Genomic DNA, 18,993 nt, shown 5'->3' with positions numbered 1-18,993 from the left:
ATCTGCGCCTCCCGCTGCCACGCTCGACATAAACTGCGACTGCAAAGAATACGTCTAATGTTGAGCTCAACATTACAGGAACTCGCGGGGCGACAGATCGATATCGAGATTGGCGCGCTCGTCCGGCGTGAGCGCCGCGATGCGCCGATCGAGCATCGCCTCGGAGGTCGACACGAGTTGGACGACCGCGGCGTGGCCCTGAGCCAGTTCCTCCTCGATCGCCCGCAGGAGCGTCGGCATCTTCATCGAGATGAGAAGCTGCGAGAAGAAGCGCTGCTTGGAGGACTCGAAGCGCGAGAGCGCCGCGCCCCTGGCCTGGGCGTTGAGCGTTTCCCCGCCGATACCACCGACGACGTTGGTCGCCTTGAGCACCTGGTCAAGGTTCTGGTGGATCAGCGCCCAGGCGTCGGCATAGGCATCATAGATGCTGATCTGCGCCGGGGTCAGCTTGTGTTCGAGCGGATCATATTCGATCCCCGCGAAGCTCAGCGAACGCGCGGTATAGAGGCCGGTCGCCTTGAGATCGCGGCTGACGACTTCCATCGCCGCGATGCCGCCTTTCTCCATCGCGACGGTGAACCGCGTCCGACTGCTGAACGCCGATCCCTCGCCCCAGAGCCCAAGGCGGGCCGCGTAGCCGAGGTTGGCGGGGGTGGTCGCGCCGGTCGCGGAGACATAGAGGATACGGGCGCGCGGCAGGGCGTTCTGGAGGCGAAGACCGGCGATCCCCTGCTGCGAAGCAACGGCGTCGCCGAACTCGCTTGCGGCGGGAGCGGCATTGGCGAGCGAGTGGGATTCATCGAGAACGATGACCCCATCGAAATCCTCTCCGAGCCAGGCAAGAATCTGATCGAGCCGGGAAACGCCCTGATCCCGCACCGAGCGAAGCGCGCTGTAGGTGAGGAACAGGATTCCGGCCGACATGCCGATCGGCTCGCCGAGCGGGATCGCGTCGAGCGGCTGGATGTCGATGTCGAGACCGCCGAGCGCGCTCCAGTCACGGCGGGCATCCTGAAGGAGCGGCCCGTTAAGGCTGATCCAGACGTGACGACGACGTCCCTGGCACCATTGATCCATGATGCAGGCGGCAGCTTCGCGGCCCTTGCCGACACCGGTGCCGTCGCCAATGAAGAAGCCCTGCCGGTAGCTATGGCCTGCCGCATTCTCGATGAGCTGGTCGCCGGCCTTGTCCGGCATGTAGGTCCCGGGGAGGTCGCGCGCGAACGCTTCGCCCGCGTGGATCACGGCTTCGAGCTGGGCGTCGGACAGGGCGTCGAAGGTGCGCTTTGGCAGGACCGGCCGGTAGGCAGGCACGGGCGGCAGCACCGACGCCATCGCCAAGGTCTCGACCAGCTTTTCCGGATGATCGGCCGCGCCCGGTATATCGATCCGCGAAAGGCGCCAGGGTGCGAATATCCCGGCCGCCTCGCCGGCGGCTAGCGGTTGCTCCCGAACGGAATAATCGATCGGTGCGGCCGACATGTCGACGATCTCGCGCTCGGGTGGTGCGAGCTTCCGGACGGGCGTGGCTTTGGCGAATAAAGAAAAAGCCGGCCTGCTGGTGCAGACCGGCCTCGCGGGGGCGGGTGCCGCGGCGCCCGGTGGAGGCCCGGACGCCGGATCGAGCCGATCGGGCAAGGCCAGCACATGGGGAAGCGCATCAGCGAGCGAGCGCACGTTGATCCGCCGGGCCTCGCCGCTCCATCCCTTGTCGAAAATCAGGATGCGGACGCGGACGCTGGTGCCGTGCTTCGCATAGACCGGCGCGTCGAAATCGATCTCAACACGCGGTCGGACGATCTCGCTGACCGCAGCATAGCCGGCGCGGCCGGGACCGTCCGCAGTGAAATTCCCCGCAAGGATTGCCACACACCGCCCATGCGGCCGCATCCGCAGCAGCGCCGAGCGGAGATGTCGCGCGCCGGCATGACGATCGCGGCCGCGATCCTCGCTGCGCGAGAAGGGCGGATTGATGAGCACGACATCCGGCGCGAAGCTCGCCGGAAGCCAGTCGTCGATCCCTGCCCCATCGTAATTCGTGACATGTTGCCCGGTGACCTTGGCGAGCAGCGCAGCGCGAGCGGGATCGCGCTCGTTGAGATGGAGCACTGCGCCGGCGCGCGTGGCGAGGACCGTCAGCATGCCGGTTCCCGCCGAGGGTTCGAGCACGACGTCGTCGGCCGTGGTTCTGGCGCACAGCGCGGCCAGCCAGGCGAGCGCGACCGGGGTGCTGAACTGCTGGAAATCGACCTGGTGCTCGGAACGATAGGTCTGGGTCGGCAGGCTCTGTTCCAGATCGGTGAGCGCGCGCAGCACCGCAACGGGATCTCCGTGTTTCAGCGGAGAGCAATCGCTGTCGCGCAGGAAGAGCACTTGGGCTGCTTCGAGCGCGTCATAGGCGTCGCGCATCGACCAGGCACCTGAGGCGTCGTCAGTGCCGAACACCTCGCGCATGGTCCTGGCCAGGAATTGCCGGGACAAGGTGCCCGCCTGGGCGAGCGCGGCGGCAAGAATGATAGCGCCGTGATAGAGCTTCTCGGCTTTGGCGGCAGCGCTATCGGCGCGCGGGTCCAGGCCCACGGAATGCGAAGCGGTCATGTGGATACCTTTCGGAGGAAGCAGCGCGCGGCCGGGCCGGCGTCGCCGGGCAACGGCGCGCGCAGGAAGGAAAAAGAGGGCCGGAACATCGCTGTCCCGGCCCATCAGTGTTGCGGTTAAGTTCGATCAGGCAGCGTCGGCCAGACCGTCCTCGTCGGCATCGTTGGCAGCGACGGCCGCATCATCGACCGGCACCTCGTCGTCACGCCGACCGATCGCCATCGCCAGATCCTTGCGAGTCGGCCGGTTCTCGTCGGTCTCGACCACGGGCTCCTCGATCTGCATGTTCTCCGGGAGCCAGGTGAGGACCTTGTCGCGGAGCTCCGCCTCGATGATCGCCTTGCCAGAGAAGATCTTCTCGGCGGACAGCGCGAGATCGGCCTTCTTCGCCGCACCATAACGCGACTTGAGTTCCTCGCCGCCGATCTTCTCGAACAGGCCGAGGATCCACGGGCGCGTCACACCGTCGAAGAAGTTGCGCGCCGTGGGACGCCACCAGCGAGCAACATCGATGTCGAGCGACCGGCCGACATGGCGGAGGAACTTCGCGTCGGTATCGCGGTCGTTGACCGGTTCCAACGTCCGCGCGATCGCCCAGGCGAACCAGGCCGCGCGCTTCTCGTCGTCGAGCGCGCGGAAGGCATCGAAGCGCGCCGTGAGGTCGCCCGCGTCGCGCCAGGTGCTGTCGAGATCGCCTTCGAGCTTCGCCCACGCCTCGGCCGCCGCCGTCTCGGTCACGAACTGTCCGATGCGGGAGTCGGCTTTCGGCGCCTTGAGGCCGGAACCGAAGTCGTAGGTGCCGTACTGGCGCAGTTCCTTGTCGATCATGATGAACGTGCCCAGATCCGTCGCGAAGTGCGGATCGCTGGCGACATGGAGCGCGATGATCTCGGTCCGCATCGTGCCCAACCGGTCGACCGTCTTGCCGCTCAGCGTCGGCTTCTTCGGCGTCTCGTCCGCGGCGCTCTCGTCGGTATTGTCTTCGCCGGTGTCGTCGCCGGCTTCGTCTTCTTCGTCTTCATCGGTCGGCGCGATGAACAGCGCATCCTGGATCCTGGGCTGGCCGTCCTCGCCGATCACGACATAGGCGAGCGCCTTGGCCCGCTGCTCGGCGTCATAGACCGGCTCCTGGTCGACGATCCCGCCCAGTTCCTCTTCAAGCGCCTCGATCCGATCGAGCTGCTCGTCGCTATAGTCATGCCCGTCCGCCGCGGCTTCCTCGATCTCCTCGATCTCGGCCTCGATGGCGATCTTGCGGGCTTCCTGCTCGTCGCTGAGCGGGGGGACCACACCATGGATGCGGCGAAGCCCGAGCGTTGCGGTATAGGGCAGATGGGTAGCCGCGACGGTGCGAACCTCGGCGAAGCCTTCGCGCTGCCGGATTTCTTCGGCGGCTGCGGCCAGGGTCTGTTCGGCGAGTTCATCAACGAGTTCCCGGTCGGTCCAGAGTTCGCTTTCGGCATCGGAATAGAGGTCCCTGTCGATATTGCCGCCGGCGGCGAGGTAGGCGTCACGGCCGACCAGCAGCGCCTTGGGATGACCGCCGGTGTAGCTGCCCGCCGTCACCTGACGCTCGATTTCGGCCTTGTTGTTGGCGTAATAGGTGCCGGCCAGGCTCTCGAATACCGCAGCCTGCCGGACCGTATCGCTGGTCTTGGCATAGGCCTTGGCGATATCGAGCGTGATCTGGCCCTTGGCGAGCGCCTCGAACACTGGCTCGGCAAGATTGGCGAGACGCAGTCGTCCCTCAACGAACTTTTCGGTGATGCCGAACCGCTTGGCGATATCCGCGGGCGTCTTCTTCTCTTTCTCGATGATCGAGCGGAACGCCGTGCAGGCCTCGGCCGGGTTCATCACGAGCTGGAAGAAGTTTTCCGCGAGGCTCATCGAGATCGCGTCCTCGCCGGAGGGCACAACCATCACCGGAACCTGGAAGTCCTTGGGCAGAACGCCCTTCTCGATATTGGCGAGCACGCGGCTCAGGCGACGGCTGCCGGCGTAGATGTGGTAGTGATCCTTGCGCCGCTTGATCGGCACCGCGATCAGATTCTGGAGGACGATGCCCGCTTCGCCGAGATGGGTTTCGAACTGGGCATCGGCATCCGCGTTCGAGTTCTTGCGGACATTGTCCGGGGCGACCTGGCAGTTCACCGCGGGCACGTAGATGATGGGATACGTCATGGTCAGTCTCCTGTGCGGCGCTGCGCCTGCCAATCAGGCCGCTTTCCGCACCCCCAACCCCACTCCCTCCCCTCCACCCCTGGTCGGTCCGCGCAGGTGGCGGAGGAGATCGTTCCAGTCGTTGAGCTGGCGCCCAGGCAGCAGAACCTCGATCGAGCGGCCCGGACGGGCGTGCGCCGTCATCGCCTTCGAACTCCCGATGCGGCCGGCTACGTCGTCGTCGGGGAGAAGGACCAGCCGCTCGACGGAATCGGGTATGGCGACATGGGGAAAGCGCTCGCTGCCGAGGCAGGCCCAGACGGGAATTCCGAGCAGCATGAAAGCGGACCAGCCGGTTTCCCAACCTTCGGCGAGGCCGAGCGTGTCGTCAGCGAATCCGAACCGCACGGCGCCGTCGAGCGGCCGACCGAGCATGCGCTTGGGTGGATCAAGGTCTGGGGCGGGCAGGCCGGTGGCGGGATCAACGAATAGCCGTTCGACTGCGACCAGCCGGTTACGGCTACGGACGGCGGCGAGCACGGCGGGACGAAACCTGACGGCCGCGCCCCTGCCCAGCGGGGTCCGGGGATGGTATCGAAGGTTGATCGGCGAGCCGAGCAGCGCCCGGCGGCGTGCGTAGATTTCCCCCGGGCTTCGAGCAAACGCTTGAGCGCTTTCCCAAAGCTCGCGCGCCCGGCCGTTGACCTGTTCCTGGTACGACTGCGCCGCGGGCCTGCCGTCGCCGTCAACGGTTGGAACGTCGAGGTCGAGACGACGGATTGCGCGGAGCACGTCGATCGTGTCGCAGCCCGCGAAACACTTGAACAGAAGGCTGCGGTCGCCAATGCGGACGGAAAGGCTCGGCGTGTGATCGTTGTGCGCGGGACAGCGGCACATTCCCTTGCCGTTCGCCCAATGGCCACCAAGGCGCTTCATGAGATCGCGCGCGGCCGCTTCGAGATCGGGATTGTTGGATGCAGGCATGGCGGAATTCCTCCCGCCCCCGTCCTTCTCCCTCCCCTCCGGCCGCGCTGCCACCCTGCGGATTGCCGACGACTTGGCGATTGAGATTGCGGGGACGGAACGATCCACCTCGGAATCGAGTCTTGAGAGAATGGCACGTTCCTCATCCTCATCTGTCCCGATGAAGACTCCAAAGCACGGAAGCGGCCAGCGCGCCGCGCCGCCGCCGTTCCAGCCGCCGCAACTCGCGCAGCTCGTCGACAGCGTGCCAACCGGGAACGGTTGGCTGCACGAGATGAAATATGACGGCTATCGCACGCTGATCGCGATCGGCGGCGGTGAGGCGCGCGCCTATACCCGCTCCGGCCTCGACTGGTCCGATCGGTTTGCCGGCATCCTCGCCGAAGCCCGGACCCTCAAGGTCAGCTCCGCGCTGATCGACGGCGAGGCGTTGGTGTTCGACCCAGCGGGCAAATCGAGCTTCCAGGCATTGCAAGGCGCGCTCAAGGGGGCGCCAGACCGGATCGACTATGTCGCCTTTGACCTGCTGGCACTCGATGGCGAGGATCTGACCGGCCTGCCGCTAACCGAGCGCAAGGAGCGGCTGAAAGCGATCCTGCCAGCATCAGCGGAGCATCTGCGCTATTCGGATCATATCATCGGGCAGGGCGAGAAGCTGCTCAACCAGTTCTGCGCCGCTGGCCTCGAAGGCGTGATCTCGAAGCGCGTCGACGGCAAATATGTCGGCTCACGGAACGGCGGCTGGCTCAAGACCAAGTGCATCAAGCGCCAGGAGTTCGTGATCGTCGGCTGGACCCCGTCGGACAAGTCGCGGACGTTCCGGTCGCTGATCCTCGCCGTGCATGAGGATGGCGTGCTGCGCTATGCCGGCAAGGTCGGCACCGGGTTCGACACAGCCGAGCTGCTGCGGCTGATGGCGGTGATGAAGCCGCTGGAACAGAAGACGGCGACCGTGCCCGCGCCGCGTGCGGAGGTGCGCGGCGCGCATTGGCTGAAGCCCCGGCTGGTCGCGGAGGTCGCTTTCACCGAAATGACCAACGAGGGGACGCTGCGCCATCCGAGCTATCTTGGCCTGCGCGAAGACAAGAAGCCCGAAGCGGTGGTGCTGGAGGTCGAGGAGCCGGTGGCGGCGGCGGAGGCACCGGTCGCGGTCAGGGTGAGCAACCGCGAGCGCGTGATCTTCCCCGAGAGCAATATCATCAAGGGCCAGCTCGCAGACTATTATGCGGCTGTCGCCCCGATCATGCTGCCATGGGTGGGATCGCGTCCGATCAGCCTCGTCCGCTGCCCGCAGGGACGGGCGAAGAAATGCTTCTTCCAGAAACACGATGCCGGCAGTTTCGGCGACACGGTCCATCATGTCGCGATCGCGGAGAAGGACGGGCGCGAGGAACCTTATCTCTATATCGACACGCCCGAGGGATTGCTGACCTGCGTGCAGATGGGGACGATCGAGTTCCACGGCTGGGGCGCGCGGATCGAGGATGTGGAGAAGGCCGATCGGCTGGTGTTCGATCTTGACCCGGACGTCGGACTCGATTTCGAGAATGTCCGTGCCGCCGCCTTCCAGTTCCGCGACATCCTGAAGTCGATCGGCCTCGAGACCTTCCCGATGGTGACCGGCGGCAAGGGCGTCCATGTCATTGCACCGCTGACGCCGCGCGCGGAATGGCCCGAGGTCAAGGATTTCGCGCACCGGCTCGCGCAGGCGGTCGCGCAATCGGACCCGGAGCATTTCACCGCGGCCTTGCCGAAGGCGCAGCGCAAGGGCCGTATCTTCGTGGATTACCTGCGCAACCAGCGCGGGGCTACGGCGGTGATGCCCTATAGCGCCCGCTCGCGCGAGGGCGCGCCGGTCGCCGCGCCAATCTCCTGGAAGGAGATGGAGACAATCGACAAACCATCGCATTTCCATGTCGGCGACGCGAAGGAACTGCTCAAGCGTGCGGGCTCGAAGGCGCTGTCGGGCTGGGGCCGCGCCAGCCAAGAACTGCCGGACCTGTGATGGCGGCGCGGGGATGAAGATCGCGACCTATAATGTGAACGGGGTCAACGGCCGCCTGCCGGTGCTGCTGCGCTGGCTCGACCTTGCCGAACCCGACATCGTTGCCTTGCAGGAATTGAAGGCGCCGCAGGAGAATTTCCCCGAACGTGCGATCCGCGATGCCGGCTATGATGCGATCTGGCATGGGCAGTCGCGCTGGAACGGGGTCGCGCTCCTCAGCCGCGTCGGGGACATCCACGAAACCCGGCGTGGCCTGCCCGGTGATCCCGACGATGTGCAAAGCCGCTATATCGAGGCGGCGGTCAATGGTGTGCTGATCGCCGGTCTCTATCTTCCGAACGGCAATCCGCGTCCCGGCCCGAAGTTCGACTTCAAGCTTCGCTGGTTCGACCGGTTGCACGACCATCTCGCCACGCTGATCGGCCTCGATGCGCCGGTGATCGTCGCCGGCGACTTCAACGTGATGCCCACCGACATGGACGTCTATGCCCCCGATCGCTGGCGCGACGACGCTTTGTTCGCGCCGGAGGTAAAGGCGGCCTATCGACGCCTGCTCGATCAGGGCTGGACCGACGCGATCCGCCAGCTCCACCCGCACGACACGATCTACACCTTCTGGAAATATTGGCGGGGCGCGTTCGAGCGTAATGCCGGTCTCAGGATCGATCACCTCCTGTTCAATCCCGCTGCCGCTGCCCGCCTCGCCGCCGCCGAGGTCGATATCCGGCCGCGCGGCTGGGAGAAAACCAGCGACCATGCGCCGGTGTGGATCGAGCTTGCGGACAAGCCGAAGCGGAAGCGTTAGGCCATGCCGCGCCAGCAGAAACTCAAGGTATATCGGACCCCGATCGGGTTTCACGATGCCTATGTCGCGGCCCCTAGCCAGAAGGCCGCGCTGGAGGCATGGGGCAGCGACAAGAATCTTTTCGCTAGTGGCGCCGCCGAGCAGGTTGATGACCCGGCCCTGACTGCCGAACCGGTTGCCAATCCCGGCAAGGTGATCCGGCGGGCTCGCGGCACGGCTGCCGAGCATATGGCGGCTTTGCCCAAAGATAGCCCGCGCCCGAAGCGAAAACCAGAGCAGGCCGAGCCGACGATTTCCCGCCCGCGCTCGCGAAAAACGGCAAACCGCCCCGCGCCCACGCCCGCGCCGGTGCCCCCGCCGAAACCGAAGCCTCGACCGGATCGTGGTCCGCTCGATCGCGCAGAGAGCCAGCTCGCGGAGATCGACAGGACACATCGCGAGGCGACCGAAGCGATCGCGCGCCAGCAGGCCGAACTAGACCGCAAACGCCGTAAACTCGAAAATGATCAGGCGCGCGAGCGCGAGAAGGCTGAACGCCGGGTCGATACCGCCCGCGAGAAATATGAGAAGGCAATGGCGATTTGGCGCGCGGACTAAGTCTTGCCTATTCGATGAAGCTGGCGAGGTTCCGAAGCGTCGATTCCATGCCCGCGCGATGATCGGCCGCGCTGATCCGCGGCACGTCGGTCGCGATGACAGTGACCCGCCTGCCGTGGCGCACTGGTGCCAACGTGGTGGCGATTGTCATCGCGCCTTCAAAGCGGGGTTGTCACTCTCGAAGCGAACTTCCTCGACCAGGCGCTCATCCGGGGGATCTCGACGAACCGGCCGTCAACCACATCCTCGTGCGAGTTGGTCTTTCCCCACGCATTACCGTCGTCTGGATAGATCAACGCCATGCAATAGCCACCGCCCGGTCGCGCATAGAAACGTTCGACCCGTGCGGTCATGCCAGCCGGTGGCCGCCAGTTCGCCATCGCCTCGCCGTCAAGCAGGACGCGGAAGATCGCGCGACGCGACGCGAGAAATCGTCCGAAAAGCGGAATGGGTCGTCGTTATCTCCGCGCCTTAGGAAACGGGACCGGGCGGGGAAAGGTTCTCGGCCGCGCGAGTGACCGGAAGGTGACCGACCAGCGCGTCGTCTCGATCGGCGCGATGCTGTGCTCCCAAACGTGGCGAGCCTCGCCGGCGAGATGATAAATGGAGCGTGGCGCGAGATCGGCCGATACCCGCTCGAATTTCGTGCCGGTCCGGCGGCGGAAGCGCATCGTCGCTTCGGTGCCAAGCGAAATGCCGACGACGTGCTCGAACACCGGACGATCGCGATGCCAGCCGATACCCGCGCCGGGATCGTAGCGGATCAGCAATGCCTGCACGAGATTGACGGGATCGAGTCCGGCGAACCGGGCGGCCCGCGCCTTCAGCGGTTCGAGCCAAGCCGGGATCGGATCGGCCGGCGCGAATGTGCCTGTAGTGAAATCGTAGCTCCACCCAAAGCTGTGGGTGAGCCGCTTGCCGCTCCACTGTTGGAACCTGAACGGGCTCAGCGCTGCATCGTCGATATGCGCGAGCAGGCCGCGTTCCTCCTGCGCGTCGATGATCCCTCCCCGATAGGCGAGACCGGGCAGGATGGGCGCATCGAACAGATCGGCGTGGGCAGCGCTCACCACGGCATATCGTCGTCGGTCAGATCGGCGAGCGGCTCATCCTCGGCCGGCACCTTGTCGAGCGCCGGCGCGCGATCTGCGTTCGCCCTCGGGCCGATTGCTTCCGGCCCCGTCCAGAACCGGACCCCGGCGGCGGCACGTCGGCGCAGCTCGGCGAGGATTCCCGCCGCCAGATCGGGGTCGTCATCATAGTTATGGATGTTTCGTTCGAACGAATCCGCGAGCGCGCCCGGTTCGACGTCATCCATTTCGCGAAGCATCTCGTCGGCCTCGCTCCGTGCCCAAAATTCAGGGGTGTCCCACATTCGGCTCATCGTCCTAATCCTTTTCTCTCGGGCTTAAAGCGCGAGCGAGGCTTGTCGCGGCCGTTCCACCAGCTCCTCGACGGTGAGGCTATGTCGCGGCGGCTGGTTGAACAGGTCGGTTTCCGGGACAGTCGCATCGAGCCACTGCATTACCTGCCGGCGGAGGATGATCGCGCCGTGCCGCTCCTGATAGCGGGCCACGTCGGGACCGGCGGGCATCGTGATGACGCGGAAGCATGTCTGCCAGTTGGCCATCGCCGGCTCCCAGATTGCGGCGATGTAGAAATGGTTTCCGTCATCAAGCGCAACGCGGAATCGCTTGTCGCCGACGGTCATGTGGAATTCGGAGGCCGGGATCAGGCAGCGATGGCCTGGGAAGGACTGGCCTTCGGAGCGAATGAAGCGATAGGAGACGCCGCTGCTGAACCGCGGGTCGGAACCCCAGGCGGCCTCGATCATCTCTATTTCGCTGGCATCGTCCGGATTTCGCCGGATGATGGCACGACGTGAGCCGGGCGCGTCCGAGTCAAAAGGCGTGGCCTTCGAGTCCATGTCGAGAACATAATGCGAACAACCGAGAGTCGCAAGGAAGGCTGAAACGCGGTGTGCAACGATTATCGCCTCGAGGTGGACATCGCATCGGTGCTCGACGATTTCGATGATCTGAAGATCAGGATCAGGATGCCGGAAGGGACGCCGAACGTCCCGGCGCGTGAGGACATCCAGATCAGCGACACGGCGCCGATCGTCCGGAGCGTCGAGGGAAAGCGCGGCGAAGGCGAGTTGGTCAATCGCCGCTGGAGCTGGCCGACGGGCGCGGGCAAGCCAGTATTCAATTTTCAGGCGGAAAACCGCGAGTTCAGGTCAGGCCGATGCCTGATCGTGACGGACGGTTTTTACGAGTTCACCGAACCGCAGCCCGGCGAGAAGCGCAAGACCAAGTGGCTTTTCACCCTGAAGGACCATCCCTGGTTCTGTATTGCCGGGATCTGGCGGAAGCATCCGAAGGTCGGGGAGGCCTGGACGATGCTGACCGTGCCCCCTGGATCGGACATGGCCGCCTATCATGATCGCCAGATCGTGATGTTGCCGCGCGAGCGTTGGGCGGACTGGCTCGATGCGAGCGTTCCTGCCCATGACGTCCTCGGCGTGCTGCCAAAGGGCAGCCTGAGCGCGACGCAGGTCTATCCGGCCCGGGGAACATTGGTCTGATACCCGGGCCGGACTCGCTCGACCGCTTCGTCGAGGCACAGACGCTCACGGCGCTCGCCGAAATCCGCCGCGGCGCCAAGAGGTCGCATTGGATATGGTATGTCTTTCCGCAGATCGCTGGGCTCGGCCGCAGCACGACCGCCTAGCACTTCGCGATTCGCTCGATCGACGAGGCTCGCACGTATCTCGATGCTCCCGTGCTCGGCCAGCATTCGAGAAACCTCATGGCCGCGCCGCGCGGCTCAAGATGAGCGTGACGCCAAAGCCCGCTCCTGCCGGAGAAAGCTCGGCCGTTCCGCCATGCGCGATGGCCACCGCACGCACCAGTGCAAGACCCAAACCGTGACCCGGCGTGGATCGGGCCGCTTCCGACCGGGCGAACCGTTGAAAGACACGCGCGCGGTCGGCATCGGCGATTCCCGGCCCGTTGTCCGCCACCGAAATTTGCACTGCCCCCGCCCGCTGCCACGCCGTCAGGCTTACGGTGGTGCCAGTGGGTGTGTGGCGGATCGCATTGTCGAGCAGGTTGGACAGAGCTTGCGCGATCAGGCGCCGATCGCCGGCCACGGAAAGATCAGCCGCCGCATCCGCTAATAGAGTGTGCCCCGTCGCCTCCATGTCGGGCCTATAGGTTTCCGCCATCTCCTCGATCAATGCGCTGATATCGACCCGACCCGCCGCGCGACGCTCCGCCAGCCCCTCGACCTCGGCAATTCTCAGCAACGCGGCGAATATCTCCAGAAGCTCGGCCGCCTGATCGCGCGCTATGCCGATCGCCGCTGCCCACTCCGCTTCTCCTCTCTGGCCGTGTGCGCGTTCGAGCTGGTTATAAAGCCGGGTGAGCGGCGTCCGAAGATCGTGCGCGACATCGCTCGACACCTGCCGCAGATTGTCCATCAGGGCAGCGATTCGATCCAGCATCGCGTTCAGCGTTCCGGCCAGCCGGTCGAACTCGCTGCCGGAATGGTCGCGTGGGACACGCCGGCTCAGGTCGCCGCCGATGATCGCCTGCGCGGTGGCGTCGATCCGCGACAGCCGCCGCCGCGTCATCACGCCCACGAGGACGGCCGCCGCGAGGCCCAATGCGAGCATGGCGGCCAGCGCGACCGCGAACAGCCGCGACAACGTCCGGTCGATCTCGCGCAGATCGGCGCGGTCGGCGGCGACCACCAGCAATCCCCCGCCAATCTTCGTCGTCTGGGCCTGCGCCACACCCTGATAGCCTCCACGACGACGGAAATGGAAGAACTCCTCATAGCCCGGGACCAGCGGTTTCAAGGCCTGCACCGTCGCGGCGCGAACCTGACCCCGGTCATCGACAAGCAGATAATCGAGGCTCGCGCCTGACCTAACCGCCGCCCTTCTCCGGATCGCATCGGCGATGCCGGCAAAGCCGCCTTCCCGTGTCTCCCCCAATAAGGCCCGGGTTTCCACGGCTATCCGATGATCAAGCTGTTTTTCGAGCGCCTCGTGCGTCACGTCGAACGCCAGAGCGGCGATCGCCAGCGTCGCTGCGACATAGAAGATGCTCGCAAGGAACACGATTCCGAACGTCGTCCGCCACAGGCGCCGCACGATCAATCCGCCCGCATCATATAGCCCGCGCCGCGGATCGTCTCGATCGCATCCGTATCGAACCCGGCATTGAGCTTCGAGCGCAGCCGCGACAAATGGGTCTCGACGATGTTGGTCTTCGGATCGAAATCGAAATCCCATACGCGTTCGAGCAGCATGGTGCGCGTCATTACGCGATGGGGATTGCGCATCAGCTCTGCCAGCAAGGCGAATTCACGCGGCTGCAGATGCACCCGCTGCCCTTCGCGCTCCACCGTCCGGCGATGCAGGTCCATGACGATCGACCCGACGCGCAGCTCGTTCGGATCGATCCGCGATGCCGGGCGCCGGCCGAGCGCATGCACCCGCGCCGCCAGCTCGGAAAAGGCAAACGGCTTGACCAGATAATCGTCCGCGCCGCTCTCCAGCCCTTCGACCCGATCCGCGATGCCGCCGACCGCCGTCAGCATCAGCACCGGCGTCATGTCCCCGGCCGCGCGCAACGCCCTGACCAGCGCAAGGCCGTCCAGCTCAGGCAGCATGCGATCGAGGACGATCACGTCGAACGAGCCGCCGGTCGCCTGGAACAGGCCGTCGCGTCCGTCGAGGCTGGTGGCGGTCTGGTGACCCGCCTCGGCAAGCCCCTGCGCCACGAACTGGTTGGTTTCCGGGTCGTCCTCGACGATCAATACACGCATGGTCCGATCCTACCTGACGGAAGCGGTGGAACGCCAGCCGCCTCCGAGCGCGCGGAACAGCGCCACCTCCGCCCGCGAGACCTGCAGGTCCGACTGGACCTGCTGCAAACGCGCGTTGGCGAGCGATCGCTCCGCATCGGCGCGCAGCAGCCCCGGCGCATCGCCCAGACGCACGCGCGCAGCAGCCCGCCGCGCATAGGCTCGCGCCTCGACCGACGCGGCCCCCAGCGCGCGGTTGCGACGGACCTCCGCATCGTAACCGGCGAGCGCCGTCTCTACCTCGCGCAGCGCCCGGAAGACGGCGACGTCCCAGCCCGCCAGCGCACCCCGCTCCGTGGCGCGCGCCTGTTCGAGACGCGCACGTGCCGGGCCCTGATTGGGAAAGGCCCATGTCACCAGCGGCGATGCGACGGCCGTGAACCCGCCCGCGAGCAAGCCCAGCGCTCCGCCGAGATTGACGCGAGGGTAGAAATCGGCGCGCGCGACGCCGACACGGGCCGCCGCGGCGGCAAGGCGGCGCTCGGCCTCCCGCACGTCCGGGCGGCGGAGCAGCAGCGCGGCGCCGTCCCCCACAGGTGCCGCTTTCGGCAATCGCGGCGGCGCGGCGCAATCGATCGAAAACGCGCGCGCCTCGGCGGGAGAACGCCCCTGCAAGGCCGCGAGGCGATAGAGCGCATTGGCGTGCTGCGCCTCGAACGGCGCGATCTCGGCGCGGGCGGATGCAGCGATGGTCGCGGCTTGCGAGACTTCGAGCGGCGACACCTCGCCAGCCTGCAATTGCTCCGTCACGAGCGCGAGCGAGCGCTCCTGCGCGGCGGAGACTTCCCGCGCGGCGGCGATCCCCTGCGTCGCGCCGCACAGGTCGGCATAAGCGAGCACGGTATCGGCCACGACCGCGAGGCGGACGCCGTCCAGCGCCGCCTCCTGCGCCGCCGCATCGGCGGACGCCGCCGTCGCAGCCGCGCGCAGGCGGCCGAATAGGTCGATCTCCCAGCTCGCTGTTGCAGCGAAGTCATAATCGGTGGTCGGCACATTAGAGGAGGCGCTGGGCTGCGACGCGGGATCGTCGATGCCCAGCGCGCTCTCCACCGTCATCTGCGGCGAGCGCGCCGCCCGCGCCTGCCGCAGGGCGGCGCGGGCAACGTCGAGGTTGGCGTAGGCGACGCGCAGGTCGGCATTGGCGGAGAGGCTCGCCCGCACCAGCCGATCCAGTTCCGAAGATTCGTAGAGGCGCCACCAGTCGTCGGGTACCGGATCGATCGACGCGACCGGCAAAGCCGCGAACGCGCCGGTCGCGCCCGCCGGAGCCTTGACCGGCGGGGGCGGCGGAATGCTAGCGCAGGCGGCGCCGAGCAGGGCGGCCAGCGGGGCGAGGCGCGCCATCATGCCGACGCCCCCTTCCCCGCCGCGCCGAAGCGCGCGTAGAGCGCCGGGAGCAGCAGCAGGCTCAGCGCGGTCGAGGAAACGAGGCCGCCGAGGATGACGATCGCCATCGGATGCTCGATCTCATGCCCCGGCGCATGGCCGGCGGCGACCAGCGGCACCAGCGCAAGCCCGGCGCAGGCGGCAGTCATCAGGATCGGCACCAGCCGTTCCTCTGCGCCGCGCAGGATCAGCTCCCGGCCGAACGCCATGCCCTCCCGATGTTCGAGGTGGCGATAATGCGACAGCAGCATGATACCGTTCCGCGCGGCGATGCCGATCACCGTGACGAAGCCGACCAGCGACCCGAGCGAGAGCACGCCGCCGGTCAGCCCCACCGCCACCACGCCGCCAAGCAGCGCGAAAGGCAGGCTGATCGCCGCCAGCGCGGTGATACGGGCCGACCGGAATTCGAGCCATATGAGGAAGAGGATGCCGACGAGGCACAGCGCACCCGTGTTCCACAAGCGTCGCCGTGATTCCTTCAATGCCGCATATTCGCCCAGCACCTCCGGGTGGTAGCCCGCGGCGAACGGCACATTCGCGACCGCCGCCTCCACCTGCCGCGCCACCGCCCCCAGATCGGCGCCGGTGACGTTCATCGTCACATCGAGCCTGCGCTGGCCGTTCTCGCGCTTCACCTCGTTGGGCGCGGGCGCGATCTCGATATCCGCGATGTCTGCCAGACGAACCAATGCACCGCCAGCCAGTCCGGGCGCGGGCACCTGGATCATCAGCTTGCGCAGCGCGGCGACATTGTCGCGAACGGCCGGTTCGCCCCAGATCGTCACGTCGAACGCCTTCTGGTCGCGATAGACCTCCCCCACCTTGGTTTGCGCGATCAGCGTCTGGGCCTGACGGCGGACCTCTCCCGCCGAGAGGCCGAGACGCGCCAGTTCGGCCGGTCGCGGACGGATATGGACCTGCGGCACCAGCACCTGACTTTCGACCTTCAGGTCGGCGATGCCGGGAATCCCGGCGAGCGCATCGCGCACGCGCGAGCCCGCCGCGCGCAATTCCTCCTGCCCGGGGCCATAAATGCGCACGACCATGGTGGCGCCGGCCCCCGTCAGCACCTCCTTGATGCGTTCGCGCAAATAGGTGAGCACATCGCGGAACAGCCCCGGATAACCCTCGATCACCGCCTTGATGCGCGCGACCGACGCATCGTAATCGGCCTTGTCGTCGAGGCTGATCCAGAGCTCGGTGAAATTCGGGCCGACGACCTCGTCCGCCTGCTCCGCGCGGCCGATATGGGCGCCGAAGTTCCGCACGCCGGGGATCGAGCGCAATTCCCTCGAGGCGCGGATCGTGATGCGGTCCATTGCCTCGATCGAGGTGCCGGGCTTCTCGACAAAGTGCATGAGGAAATCGGTTTCCCGGAAATCCGGAAGGAACTGATCCCTGAACGTCGCATAGCCCGCGCCGGCAAGCACCAGCCCCCCGGCAACGATCCCGATCGCCATCGACGATCGCCCGACGATGCGCGGCAGCAACGCGGCATAACCCCGCTTCAGCCATGCCGCGAACCGGGTGTCCTCGCGCCCGTCCGGCGCATTGGGCAGAAGGATCAGGCACATCGCGGGCGTGACGGTCAGCGCGACGAGCAGCGACGCGCCGATCGCCAGCACATAAGCGATCGCCAGCGGTTGGAAGAAGGCGCCCGCGACACCGCCGAGGAAGAAGATCGGCAGGAACACCAGCATCACGACGAGCGAGGCGAAGACGACGGCCGATCGCACCTCCAGCGAGGCGGCGAGTACCACCTCGAACGCCGGTTTCGGCGCATCCGCGTCGCGGTTGAGACGAAGCCGCCGCGCGATATTCTCCACGTCGATGATCGCGTCGTCCACCACCTCGCCGAGCGCGATCACGAGGCCGGCGATGATCATCACGTTGATTGTCGCGCCCGACCACAACAGCACCAGCCCCGCGCCGAGCAGCGAAAGCGGGATGGCGACGAGGCTGATCGCCGCCTGCCGCCAGTCGCGGGTGAAGACGAACAGCAAGATCGCGACCAGCGCGCACCCGATCAGCAGCGCGCGCGTCAGATTGTCTATCGAACGCTCGATGAAGGTCGCCGGCCGGAAGATCGCGGTGTCCACCTTCATCCCGCCGAGGCCCGGCTTCAGTTCAGCCATCACCGCCTCCACGGCGCGGGTCAGGTCCAGCGTGTTGGCGGTCGGCTGCTTCTCGACAATCAGCATGATGCCGGGGCCATCGTCGATGATCGCATTCCCGATCGGCGGGCCATGATCTTCCACGACACGCGCCACATCGCCGATGCGGACCGGCGCGTCGCCGCCCTGCCGCACGATCGCCTGCGCGAGCTGAGCCGCATCCTGCACCATGCCCGACTGGCGCAATGGCAACCGTTGGTTCGGCGTATCGACGAAACCGCCACCGCCCACCAGCACGGCGTCCCCGGCCGCCGCCCGGACCTCGGCCAGCGTCACCCCGGCGGCGCGGAGCGTGTCAGGGTCCACCAGCACCTGCAACTGCCGGTCGCGCTGCCCCCAGACCGCGACGTTGGCGACCCCGGGCACCGCCATCAGGCGCGGCCGGATCGTCCAGCGGACCAGCTCGGAAAGCCGCATCCGGTCCATGCTGGCGGAGGACAATCCGATCTTCATCGCGCGGCTGGTGGAGGAAAGCGGCGGCATCAGCACGGGCTGGCGCGCCGCGAGCGGCAGGCGCGGCTGGATCTGCGCCACGCGCTCCCCCACCATCTGCCGGGCGCGCAACACGTCCGATCCGTGCTCGAACAATATCTGTACGGAAGACAGCCCCAGCACGGACTTCGACCGCAGCGTCATCAGCCCCGGCACGCCGTTCACCGCCGTCTCGACCGGCACGGTGACGAGGCTCTCCACCTCCTCCGTCGACAGGCCGGGAGCCTCGGTCTGGATCTCGACCATCGGCGGCGCGAATTCGGGGAACACGTCGAGCGGCACGTCGCGCCCGGCGCGGATGCCGAACACCACCAGCAGCGCGGCGAGCGCGAGGACGACGGCGCGCTGCGCAAGCGCCAGCCGGATGAGGCCCGCCAGCATCAGTGCGCCGCGCCGAATTCGGTGCCGAACAGCTCCGCCGCCCCTGCGGTAACGACCAGCGCCCCCGCCTCCAGCCCGCGCGCGAGCAGCGCCCGGCCATCGGCTTCCGACGCGACTTCGATCCGCTGGCGCACGAACGTGTCGGGGGCCGTCTTCCGATAGACCCATTCCCCGCCGTTGATGTCCCGGACGATCGCGCTTGACGGCACGGACAGCCCCCGCGCCTGCCCGCCGAGCGGCAGATCGACCGCTACCCGCTGGCCGACACGGAAGGTACGATCGCGGTTGTCGATGGCGTAATGGAGATCGACCGTCCCCGTCGCCGCATTCGCCGAAGGAGGAGCCGGCACCGGACGCGCCGGTCTCGACGCCGCGACGCCGAGCGCGCGCACCTGCGTGGGGCCATCCCGGCGGACGTTCCCGATATCGCCCGCGAACACCGATGCGCGCACCCACAGGACGGGCTGCGCGCCGAGGTCGGCGACCGCTGGTCCGAGCAGCCGGCGCTGCCGCCGCGCCGCGCCGAGCGC

The 18,993-nt window shown here is 66.8% G+C and carries 16 protein-coding genes and 1 pseudogene; 5 read left to right on the top strand and 12 right to left on the bottom strand.

What is annotated here, in order from left to right; all coding sequences use genetic code 11:
• Window positions 1-72: 72 nt before the first annotated feature.
• The 3 genes from Q0316_RS00725 to Q0316_RS00715 are packed head-to-tail and all read right to left on the bottom strand — an operon-like array spanning window position 73 to window position 5,742.
• Entirely contained in the window at window positions 73-2,703 is a 2,631-nt protein-coding gene (locus Q0316_RS00725) for a strawberry notch-like NTP hydrolase domain-containing protein (RefSeq protein ID WP_367179603.1), read from the bottom strand.
• Between the two features lie 21 nt (window positions 2,704-2,724).
• On the bottom strand, window positions 2,725-4,779 hold the full coding sequence (locus Q0316_RS00720; RefSeq protein WP_298668157.1) for a ParB/RepB/Spo0J family partition protein: 2,055 nt from the start codon (window positions 4,777-4,779) through the stop codon (window positions 2,725-2,727).
• A gap of 33 nt (window positions 4,780-4,812) precedes the next feature.
• Window positions 4,813-5,742: a toprim domain-containing protein gene (locus tag Q0316_RS00715; protein ID WP_298668153.1), complete on the bottom strand. Its 930-nt coding sequence runs from the start codon at window positions 5,740-5,742 to the stop codon at window positions 4,813-4,815.
• Between the two features lie 160 nt (window positions 5,743-5,902).
• Here Q0316_RS00715 and ligD point away from each other — a divergent pair, with 160 nt between their 5' ends.
• From ligD to Q0316_RS00700, 3 genes are read left to right on the top strand one after another with little or no spacing between them, the layout of a single operon-like run.
• Complete coding sequence (gene ligD / locus Q0316_RS00710; protein WP_298668150.1) at window positions 5,903-7,747, top strand: DNA ligase D; 1,845 nt, start codon at window positions 5,903-5,905, stop codon at window positions 7,745-7,747.
• A 13-nt stretch (window positions 7,748-7,760) separates the two neighbouring features.
• Entirely contained in the window at window positions 7,761-8,552 is a 792-nt protein-coding gene (xth, locus tag Q0316_RS00705) for an exodeoxyribonuclease III (protein ID WP_298668147.1), read from the top strand.
• 3 nt (window positions 8,553-8,555) lie between these two features.
• Window positions 8,556-9,149 carry a hypothetical protein gene (locus Q0316_RS00700; protein ID WP_298668145.1) on the top strand — a complete coding sequence of 198 codons (594 nt, stop codon included), beginning with the start codon at window positions 8,556-8,558 and terminating at the stop codon, window positions 9,147-9,149.
• A gap of 7 nt (window positions 9,150-9,156) precedes the next feature.
• Here Q0316_RS00700 and Q0316_RS00695 read toward each other — a convergent pair whose 3' ends face one another.
• The 4 genes from Q0316_RS00695 to Q0316_RS00680 all read right to left on the bottom strand — a co-directional run bounded on the left by Q0316_RS00695 (window position 9,157) and on the right by Q0316_RS00680 (window position 11,076).
• Window positions 9,157-9,300 (bottom strand): hypothetical protein, encoded by a 144-nt coding sequence (locus Q0316_RS00695; protein WP_298668143.1) that lies wholly within the window; start codon window positions 9,298-9,300, stop codon window positions 9,157-9,159.
• Window positions 9,301-9,607: 307 nt separating this feature from the next.
• Window positions 9,608-10,219 carry an alpha-ketoglutarate-dependent dioxygenase AlkB gene (locus tag Q0316_RS00690; RefSeq protein ID WP_298668140.1) on the bottom strand — a complete coding sequence of 204 codons (612 nt, stop codon included), beginning with the start codon at window positions 10,217-10,219 and terminating at the stop codon, window positions 9,608-9,610.
• Window positions 10,216-10,533 (bottom strand): hypothetical protein, encoded by a 318-nt coding sequence (locus tag Q0316_RS00685; protein ID WP_298668137.1) that lies wholly within the window; start codon window positions 10,531-10,533, stop codon window positions 10,216-10,218. The genes Q0316_RS00690 and Q0316_RS00685 overlap by 4 nt, the downstream gene beginning before the upstream one ends.
• Window positions 10,534-10,557: 24 nt before the next feature.
• The gene (locus Q0316_RS00680) at window positions 10,558-11,076 is read right to left on the bottom strand and encodes an SOS response-associated peptidase family protein (protein WP_298668135.1); all 519 of its coding nucleotides are present in this window, start codon (window positions 11,074-11,076) and stop codon (window positions 10,558-10,560) included.
• A 129-nt stretch (window positions 11,077-11,205) separates the two neighbouring features.
• On the opposite strand from Q0316_RS00680, the gene Q0316_RS00675 reads away from it, so the two are divergent.
• On the top strand, window positions 11,206-11,736 hold the full coding sequence (locus tag Q0316_RS00675) for an SOS response-associated peptidase family protein (RefSeq protein ID WP_367179602.1): 531 nt from the start codon (window positions 11,206-11,208) through the stop codon (window positions 11,734-11,736).
• Window positions 11,736-11,942, top strand: a pseudogene (locus Q0316_RS00670) (DUF1810 family protein); the annotation flags it as partial. The gene Q0316_RS00675 and the pseudogene Q0316_RS00670, both read left to right, overlap by 1 nt.
• A gap of 16 nt (window positions 11,943-11,958) precedes the next feature.
• Here Q0316_RS00670 and Q0316_RS00665 read toward each other — a convergent pair.
• The 5 genes from Q0316_RS00665 to Q0316_RS00645 form a co-directional block, all read right to left on the bottom strand.
• A complete protein-coding gene (locus Q0316_RS00665; RefSeq protein WP_298668159.1) occupies window positions 11,959-13,311 on the bottom strand; it encodes a HAMP domain-containing sensor histidine kinase in 1,353 nt (450 codons plus the stop codon).
• 2 nt (window positions 13,312-13,313) lie between these two features.
• Window positions 13,314-13,988 (bottom strand): response regulator transcription factor, encoded by a 675-nt coding sequence (locus tag Q0316_RS00660; RefSeq protein WP_298668129.1) that lies wholly within the window; start codon window positions 13,986-13,988, stop codon window positions 13,314-13,316.
• A gap of 9 nt (window positions 13,989-13,997) precedes the next feature.
• Window positions 13,998-15,374 carry an efflux transporter outer membrane subunit gene (locus tag Q0316_RS00655; RefSeq protein ID WP_298668126.1) on the bottom strand — a complete coding sequence of 459 codons (1,377 nt, stop codon included), beginning with the start codon at window positions 15,372-15,374 and terminating at the stop codon, window positions 13,998-14,000.
• A complete protein-coding gene (locus Q0316_RS00650) occupies window positions 15,371-18,463 on the bottom strand; it encodes an efflux RND transporter permease subunit (protein WP_298668123.1) in 3,093 nt (1,030 codons plus the stop codon). The genes Q0316_RS00655 and Q0316_RS00650 overlap by 4 nt, the downstream gene beginning before the upstream one ends.
• Window positions 18,463-18,993 (bottom strand): efflux RND transporter periplasmic adaptor subunit (locus Q0316_RS00645; RefSeq protein ID WP_367179601.1); only part of this gene is annotated, 531 nt, incomplete at its 5' end. The genes Q0316_RS00650 and Q0316_RS00645, both read right to left, overlap by 1 nt.

The sequence above is a fragment of the uncultured Sphingomonas sp. genome, from assembly GCF_937871615.1.
GTDB lineage: Bacteria > Pseudomonadota > Alphaproteobacteria > Sphingomonadales > Sphingomonadaceae > Sphingomonas.
This window is presented reverse-complemented; position numbering and strand designations above follow the sequence as displayed.

Excerpts from the sequence above, each read along its gene's own strand:
- Q0316_RS00700 (WP_298668145.1), top strand. The coding sequence starts at position 8,556 with ATGCCGCGCCAGCAGAAACTCAAGGTATATCGGACCCCGATCGGGTTT.
- xth (WP_298668147.1), top strand. The coding sequence starts at position 7,761 with ATGAAGATCGCGACCTATAATGTGAACGGGGTCAACGGCCGCCTGCCG.
- Q0316_RS00660 (WP_298668129.1), bottom strand. The coding sequence starts at position 13,988 with ATGCGTGTATTGATCGTCGAGGACGACCCGGAAACCAACCAGTTCGTG.
- Q0316_RS00715 (WP_298668153.1), bottom strand. The coding sequence starts at position 5,742 with ATGCCTGCATCCAACAATCCCGATCTCGAAGCGGCCGCGCGCGATCTC.
- ligD (WP_298668150.1), top strand. The coding sequence starts at position 5,903 with ATGAAGACTCCAAAGCACGGAAGCGGCCAGCGCGCCGCGCCGCCGCCG.
- Q0316_RS00720 (WP_298668157.1), bottom strand. The coding sequence starts at position 4,779 with ATGACGTATCCCATCATCTACGTGCCCGCGGTGAACTGCCAGGTCGCC.
- Q0316_RS00695 (WP_298668143.1), bottom strand. The coding sequence starts at position 9,300 with ATGACAATCGCCACCACGTTGGCACCAGTGCGCCACGGCAGGCGGGTC.
- Q0316_RS00675 (WP_367179602.1), top strand. The coding sequence starts at position 11,206 with ATGCCGGAAGGGACGCCGAACGTCCCGGCGCGTGAGGACATCCAGATC.
- Q0316_RS00680 (WP_298668135.1), bottom strand. The coding sequence starts at position 11,076 with ATGGACTCGAAGGCCACGCCTTTTGACTCGGACGCGCCCGGCTCACGT.
- Q0316_RS00685 (WP_298668137.1), bottom strand. The coding sequence starts at position 10,533 with ATGAGCCGAATGTGGGACACCCCTGAATTTTGGGCACGGAGCGAGGCC.
- Q0316_RS00655 (WP_298668126.1), bottom strand. The coding sequence starts at position 15,374 with ATGATGGCGCGCCTCGCCCCGCTGGCCGCCCTGCTCGGCGCCGCCTGC.
- Q0316_RS00650 (WP_298668123.1), bottom strand. The coding sequence starts at position 18,463 with ATGCTGGCGGGCCTCATCCGGCTGGCGCTTGCGCAGCGCGCCGTCGTC.
- Q0316_RS00725 (WP_367179603.1), bottom strand. The coding sequence starts at position 2,703 with ATGGGCCGGGACAGCGATGTTCCGGCCCTCTTTTTCCTTCCTGCGCGC.